The 8,147-nt window shown below is 36.4% G+C and carries 4 protein-coding genes; all 4 read left to right on the top strand.

Going from position 1 to position 8,147, the window contains the following annotated elements; all coding sequences use genetic code 11:
* On the top strand, positions 1-3,242 hold a 3,242-nt coding region (locus LMC10_RS10205), incomplete at its 5' end, for a glycosyl hydrolase 53 family protein (protein WP_229269757.1).
* Positions 3,243-3,400: 158 nt separating this feature from the next.
* Entirely contained in the window at positions 3,401-4,909 is a 1,509-nt protein-coding gene (locus tag LMC10_RS10200; protein WP_229269756.1) for a KxYKxGKxW signal peptide domain-containing protein, read from the top strand.
* Between the two features lie 25 nt (positions 4,910-4,934).
* The gene (locus LMC10_RS10195; protein ID WP_229269755.1) at positions 4,935-7,043 is read left to right on the top strand and encodes a KxYKxGKxW signal peptide domain-containing protein; all 2,109 of its coding nucleotides are present in this window, start codon (positions 4,935-4,937) and stop codon (positions 7,041-7,043) included.
* Positions 7,044-7,303: 260 nt separating this feature from the next.
* Positions 7,304-8,147: KxYKxGKxW signal peptide domain-containing protein (locus LMC10_RS10190; protein ID WP_229269754.1), on the top strand; the 844-nt coding region annotated here is incomplete at its 3' end.

Here is an 8,147-nt window from a genome sequence, read left to right as displayed (position 1 = left end):
ACAAGAATTGGGGTCACACCTACTACTTTGGTTCCGATGGTGCTCGTTACACCGATCAATTCTTAAATAGAGATGGTAAGGTATACTACTTTGATAATCAAGGAATTATGTACCAAGATCAATATTACAAGAATTGGGGCCACACCTACTACTTTGGTTCCGATGGTGCTCGTTATACAAACCAATTCTTAACAAAAGATGGTCATCAATACTACTTTGATAATGATGGTATTATGGTTACTAATCAGGTAAGAGTCATTGATGGTAAAGGATACGAATTTAATGATAATGGTGAAGCGACCGAGACTTCCGATATGGGTCAAACTAGAGATACAGTAGCTAAGGAAGTTGCTCAGGCTTTGACTAACCAAGGTATTAAAGGTGTTAAATATGATTGGCGAAACACCAATAACGATTATCAAGAATTAGCGCTTCATGATATTGCACAAGAAGTAGCTCAAGGTGATACTAATCCTGATAAAAATGTAATTGAAAAGAAATTACAAGCTAATAACTTACTGAGTGGTAAGGTTTTAGTAGTATATTCTACTGATTTTACAAATGATGATCCTCAAAAGATTACTAATACCTTTATGAATAGTTATGACTTTACAAATGCAGACAACTCGGTGCTTGGTGTTGGAGCAGACCTAAATAAAAATAAGTTAGTAATTATTTTATTTAAACCAGGAGAAAAAGCTGAACAACCACAAGCTACTTCCACGATTAGTGCTTCTATTTCAGATATCTTTAAGAAGGCCGGCGTAAATGCTGACGTAGATAATGGCTTAACTAAAGGAAGTGTAGTTAATAGTGCAGATCTCGGAAGTGCTTTGACTAATGGAACTGCTGAACTTCTAAAAGGAGATAAAGGTACAATTATTAGTCAGGAGGTTCTTAAAGCAATTTTTGCTGCTTTTGCAGGTAATACTTCTGCAGTAGAAGGCACTAAGAATTACTATAATGGTAATGATGCTTATCATTATGAATTCTGGCTAGAAGGTCAATCAGCTGATGATAAATTAAATAACTTCCTTGCACTTAACAAGGATGCTAAATACGGAGATCAGTTAAAGGTAAATTACACTGCAACACTTGTATTCGGTCAAGAAACTGGTACTAACGCTAATGAAAGTAAGGTCCCTGCAAGCGAAAGAACAGATGAACAGTTAGACCTAGCTTATAAGACTGGGACTAATACAGGCCTTCGTTATGATAGTGTAAAAGTTGAAAAAATCCCTGGAATGACTGATGATATGATTCGTGGGGTTGATGTTTCGAGTTACCAAGCGCTGATAAATGCTGGTGTTAAGTTTTATGACTTTGATGGAAAAGAAGCTAATTTATTTAAAGTTCTAAAAGATGCTGGTGTTAACTGGGTTCGTTTACGGTTATGGAATGACCCATATAATGCTGAAGGACTGGGATACAGTGGCGGTACTAATGATGAATCTTCACTAGTTAAGATGGCTACAGATGCAACTAAATATGGAATGAAAGTACTTATTGACTTCCACTACTCTGACTTTTGGGCAGATCCTGCTAAGCAACCACTTCCTAAGGCATGGAAGAATTTATCAACAGATGACTTAAGCAATGAAATTGGCCTCTACACAAGCAAAGTACTTTCTGATCTTAAGAAGGCCGGAGCTAATGTCCAAATGGTTCAAGTTGGTAATGAGGTTACAAATGGTGCATTTGGTATTTGGACTGACCGCGACCATGGTGGTAATTGGGCTACAACTTGGGAAACTGCTGATGGGGCAAAAGTAGCTAAATATCTAGGTGTTGGAGCTAAAGCAGTTCGTCAAACATTGCCAAATGCTAAAATTGCTATTCAATTAGAAACACCTAATATTGATAAGTACCGTGGCATTATGACAGTCTTAAGAGACAATAATGTTGACTATGACTACTTAGGGACATCTTATTACCCATTCTGGTCAACTCATGATGGTAATGGTTGGTATGATAATGTTGATCTGGGATACGGAGCAAGTACACCAACTAATTTAGAAGCTATCGAAAAGATGGCTGAAAAAGAATTTGGCAAAAAGACGGTAGTTCTTGAAACAGGCTGGATTAATAATGTTAATGATGCCGATGGAACTGGAAACTCAATTAGTGCAAGTGGTGAAATTCAAGCATATAGTCACGATCCGCAAGGCCAAGTAGATGCACTTTCAGATATGTATAAAGCATTAGTCAATCAGAATGGTGTAGGTGCATTTTATTGGGAGCCAGCATGGATTCCGGTAAAAGCAGGCTATGATAATTGGGATTATAATAAAAAAGTATCAGATGTTTATGGCACTGGATGGGCTTCTAAATATGCAGTAGGCTATGCACCTGATTCAGTAATGTACTGGAATAACCAACCTACTTGGGGTGGCACGACTTGGGATAATGTAACGTTATTTGATGATCAAGGATACCCTCTTCAATCATTAAATGTTTATAAAGGTATGTTAGAAGGTTATGAAAGTCCTGTTATGAAGAGTTCAGTAGTAATACCAACAATTACAAAACTATGGAATACTACTGATGTAACTCCTAATGATGGATTAACTGAAGGAACAAAGTTATCGACAGACCTTTTCGGAACTACTCAATTAAGTGGAAATGATGGTCAATTGATTAGTAATGCTGAATTAACTAAGCTAGCTGGACAGCTTAAAGATGGAATATCTTCAAAAGTATACACAGCAGCAAATGGTGCACGGTATCACTATATTTACTGGCTTGAAGGCGGAAATAATAAGGTAAATACGTTTGTTTCTGCAAATAAAGATGCCAAGTATGGACAACCATTAATTGCAAATTATTCGGCAACTGTAGTCGTTGATTCTGAACCAGGTACTCAAGTAGCAACTTCTCCATTACAAATTAAAATATCTCAGGTTTGGAATACTGTTAACAATGAGGAAATTAAAATCGATAATCCTCTAAAGCAGGGAGATTTAATAACTGATAAAAGTGATAATGCTTTTTCTGGTATCTTGAATTCAAAAGATATCAAAGAAGCTTTAACTGGAGAAAAAGGTAAAGAGGTTAGCGAAAGTACTGTTAATGATGTAAAGAGTCTTTTGCCTAAAGAAGTAAAAGGAAGCAAAACGTATACAACTGCAGATGGAAATCAATATTATTATGATTTTTGGCTTGCATCCGTAGAAACTAGTAATGTAAATTATGGAGAACCTATTATTGTAAACTATACCGCATCATTAAAATGGCTTGGTTAAGTAAAAGTTTAATAAATTTACCAAAGAGAAGTTTCTTATTAAATAGCAACTTCTCTTTTCTGTAAGAGATAATTTTTTCCTGAAAAAAGGTTTTCAAATTAAAAAAATATATTATTATAATAATGTTTAATTAAAATTAACAGTTGGGATGGATTATTTTGGAAATAAGAAAACATTTTAAGCTATACAAAAGTGGAAAGAAATGGTGTTATGCTGCAATTGCTCTAGGTCTATTAATAGTAACACCTACTTTCGCAAAAGCTGATAGTACAACAGAAAATCAAAGTTTAAATAATGTTGAAATAACGCAGAATATATCTTCAGATAGTAATCAAACTCTTACGGATCAAAATACTAGTGACAAAGAAAAAATTCAAGTTCCAGTAATACCACAATCTCAAAGTAATAATGTAGATGGGATATCTGAGACTGGAAAACCAAATACATTCAATACTATCAACAATAAAACATATTATTATGACGATAACGGGGCCCTTTCTAAGAACCAGTGGTATACAAATTGGGGTCATAGTTATTACTTTGGAGCGGATGGCGCACGTTATACTAATCAATTAGCTCAAATTAATAATGATGTGTATTCATTTGACGCACAAGGAATAATGCAAACAGATTACTTCCAACAAAGAAATGGTAAGACATATTATTTTGGTGCTGATGGAAAGGAATATAAAGATCAGTTTTACAACAATTGGGGTCATACTTATTGCTTCCAAGCAGATGGAAGTCGTTTAGATAATGGCTTTTACAACAACTGGGGACATACTTATTACTTCGGTGATGATGGCGCTCGCTGGGATAACCGCTTTTACAATAATTGGGGTCATACTTATTATTTCCAAGCAGATGGAAGTCGTTTAGATAATGGCTTTTACAATAACTGGGGACATACCTATTACTTTCAAGCAGATGGAAGTCGTTTAGATAATGGTTTTTATAATAACTGGGGACATACTTATTACTTCGGTGATGATGGCGCTCGCTGGGATAACCGCTTTTACAATAATTGGGGACATACCTATTACTTTGGGGGTGACGGTGCCCTACAAAAGCAGGATTTTATTCTTGGACATCAGAATTATTACGTTGATCCAAATAGTGGAATAATTAATGGTACTTTATTAAATGCGCCTTACATTAATCAATATCAAGTTGGTGATATGGCGTGTGAAGCGACAGCCTTGTTAGAAGCGCTTCATAATAAGGGATATGCCAACAACTACAACATTCAATCATTTATTAAAACGATGCCAATTTCACCAAATGGTAATCCTAAGGAAGGATTCGGTGGCGGATATCAACGAGTAACCTATGGAATCTTCCAATCAATTTATCCCGAACCTTTAGCAAAATGGGGTTCACGGTTCGGTAATGTTCAGAATATTTCAGGGTCTTCTCCTGCAGACTTACAAAGTCAATTACTTAATGGTAACCCGGTTGTTGTCTATGTCACGATGCATTGGGCTGCCCCTCAATATGGTAATTATTTCTGGGGAGTAGGAGTTAATAATAGTCATGTGATGACTCTTGATGGTTATCGTCCAGGTTATTATCACGTTGAAGATCCTGCTGGAGGATCATACTGGGTTTCAGCAAGTAATTTTGAAAATTCATATAATATTAAACGTTTTGCAGTTGTAGTTAAATAAATTATCAATCAGGGAGAAAATAATCTTGGAATTAAAGAAACATTTTAAGTTATATAAAAGTGGTAAACTTTGGTGTACTGTAGCAGTTGTTCTTGCGGGGACGATTTTAGGCGTAGGATCTGTTCAAGCAGATTCTACATTAGATAATAGTAATGTTGAAGTTCAACAATCAGTTGCTGAGACTCAAACTAATACTAGTAATGAAAATATCATCGACAATACTGAAAGTACTAGTAATAGCACAGTTGGTAATGATAATAAGGGAGCAGTTCCTGTTACTCCAGCTGCACAAAGTACCGATACTTCAGAACAAAACATTGCTGAAACTGGGCAACCAAATAGCTTTAAAACAGTCAATAATAAAGTTTATTATTATGGCAATGATGGTAAAGAATATAAGAATCAGTTCTATAATAACTGGGGCCATACCTACTACTTTGGAGCTGATGGTGCGCGTTATACCAACCAATTCTATACCAATTGGGGTCGGACTTATTATTTTGGTGCTGATGGCGCACGTTGGGATGATAAGTTTATGAATGCTTGGGGGAATGTATACTACTTCGGGCAAGACGGTGCACGTTGGGATAATCAATGGATGAATCGTTGGGGCAATAGTTACTACTTCTTTGGCGATGGGGTACGGGCAACTTCACAACTTGCCACCATTGGTGATGCAACGTATCTTTTTGATGATCAAGGACGGATGCAACGCGATTATTTCTTGAATCAAAACGGGAAGCTTTACTACTTTGGAAAAGATGGTAAGCAGTATAAGAACCAATTCTATAATAACTGGGGCCATACTTACTACTTTGGAGCCGATGGTGCGCGTTATACCAACCAATTCTATACCAATTGGGGTCGGACTTATTATTTTGGTGCTGATGGCGCACGTTGGGATGATAAGTTTATGAATGCTTGGGGTAATGTATACTACTTCGGGCAAGACGGTGCACGTTGGGATAATCAATGGATGAATCGCTGGGGAAATAGTTACTACTTCTTTGGCGATGGGGTACGGGCAACTTCACAACTTGCCACCATTGGTGATGCAACGTATCTTTTTGATGATCAAGGACGGATGCAACGCGATTATTTCTTAAACCAAAATGGAAAACTTTACTACTTTGGAAAAGATGGTAAGCAGTATAAGAATCAATTCTATAATAACTGGGGTCATACCTACTACTTTGGAGCTAATGGTGCTCGCTACACTAACCAATTCTATACCAATTGGGGTCGGACTTATTATTTTGGAGCTGACGGTGCGCGTTGGGATAATCAGTGGATGACTAATGCTAAAGGCCAAAAATTTTACTTTACCAATGATGGCTCACGAGCAGAATCTAAGTTTTTAGGTATTGATGGAAATACCTATGTCTTTGATGCAAATGGAGTAGCCACTAGCTGGGGTAAGGTTTATTATGATGATCCTACAACTAAGAAAGTAGCTACTGGTTGGCGAACTATTAATGGTAATCGCTACTATTTCTCAGATGGTTATGACGTTCAACCTGACCCAGATGACTTATGGGTTTACAATGATCAGCTTCATGGGCAAATGTATACTGGTATTCAATGGGTTGACGGTCATTGTTATAATTTTGGTACTGATGGGATTGCTCGTGCACTTCCGCAAAATGACGGTTGGAGTTGGCCGTTTCCACAGTCTGGTGAAGGTTGGCACTATCAGGGACAGAAATTTGGTTATACCAGTAATATTCGTAAGAATGGCTTCCATGATGGTTTAGACTTTGGGACTCAAGATCATCCAGGTTCAGAAGTTCATGCAGTTCATGGTGGGCGAGTATTAGATGTAAATACGGTAAAAGATGATGATGGTAAAGTTCTATGGTGGTTTACAACTGTTTGGGACGGAAAATATTTATATGTTTACCAGGAAGCATTTAGTAACCGTGATAGGATCACTGTTAAACCAAATGATATCATTTATGCCGGTCAAGTAATTGGTTATCGTGACCTTGATCATCTTCACTTAGGAATTAATACTAGTCCAAACTATGGCATCGATTTAAAGAATTCCTTTGTTCCAAGTTGGAATGATCCTAGTCAAGCAACAGGCCATGGCGAATGGTTGGATCCACAAACAGTTATCAGAAATCATGGATAAAGTATAGCGACTTAGTTATCATGCTAGGTCGCTTTTTTATGAATGTCCTCTTTTTGTATAAAGAAGCTGGTATAAAATTTTATCCATAAGCTGCTTATGTCGTAGCTAATAATTTAGCTGTTGTTAGTATATAAGGTATGAAAAATTATATACAAATTGCGAGATAATAAAGTGAATTTGACATACAATTAGGTGAGAAAGGGATTACAATATAAGTGTAAGATAAAATTTGTTGGTTTTTTTTGGGAAGGAATGTTCTTATGTTAAAGAGATTTAAACTATATAAAAGTGGTAAGCTTTGGGTAAGAGGATTAGTTTTAGTGACTGCTGTAGGATTTGGAACGATTATTGGATTCGCTAATCCTACATTCGCTGATGATTCTAATAATGTGAGTTTAAATCAAGACGAGATAGCACAACAAAGTTCAACCTCTATATCGGGGGTATCTACAACTAAAGCGGAAGTTACTTCCAACTTTAACACTAGCTCTAACTCCTTAAATGCTCAAGCTACTGAAAAATTAACAACTAATTCTGTGCAATCTAATCAGCAAAATATTAATAAAAATGGTTGGCAAAAAAATAATGAAGGTCAAATGACATATTATCAAAATGATAAGCCGCTTAGTGGACGCCAATATTCCTATTTGCCTACAATACCAAATACAAATGTTCAAGGAACAAATAATTGGTATCTGACTGATAATGGGGTAGTTCAGGCTGGTTTTCAAGCTTGGGCAGGCTCGCATTACTATTTTGATCCGTCCACATATTTAAGAGTAGATAACGATTATCGTACAATTGGAGATGGGTCTACAGGTTATTTATTAGGTAGTAATGGTCAAGCATTAAGTGGAGTTCAAAAGTGGGCTGGGACTTATTATTATTTTGATCCAACAACTTATTTAAAACAGAATGACGTATATGCTACTTCTCAATGGGGAATGAAATATATGTTTGGCAAAGATGGCCGAATAGTTACAGGGTTATACAAGTGGGATAAAAATGGTCAAGTATATTATTTTGATCCAACTACCTATTTAGCAGTTACTAATAAGTATATGCAAGCTAATGATGGTCATTGGTATCTGTTTACAGCTGACG

This window comes from Limosilactobacillus reuteri subsp. simiae (assembly GCF_020784875.1).
Classification (GTDB): domain Bacteria; phylum Bacillota; class Bacilli; order Lactobacillales; family Lactobacillaceae; genus Limosilactobacillus; species Limosilactobacillus reuteri_H.
The sequence above is the reverse complement of the archived record's forward strand: the minus strand, read 5'-3'. Positions and strand labels throughout refer to the sequence as shown.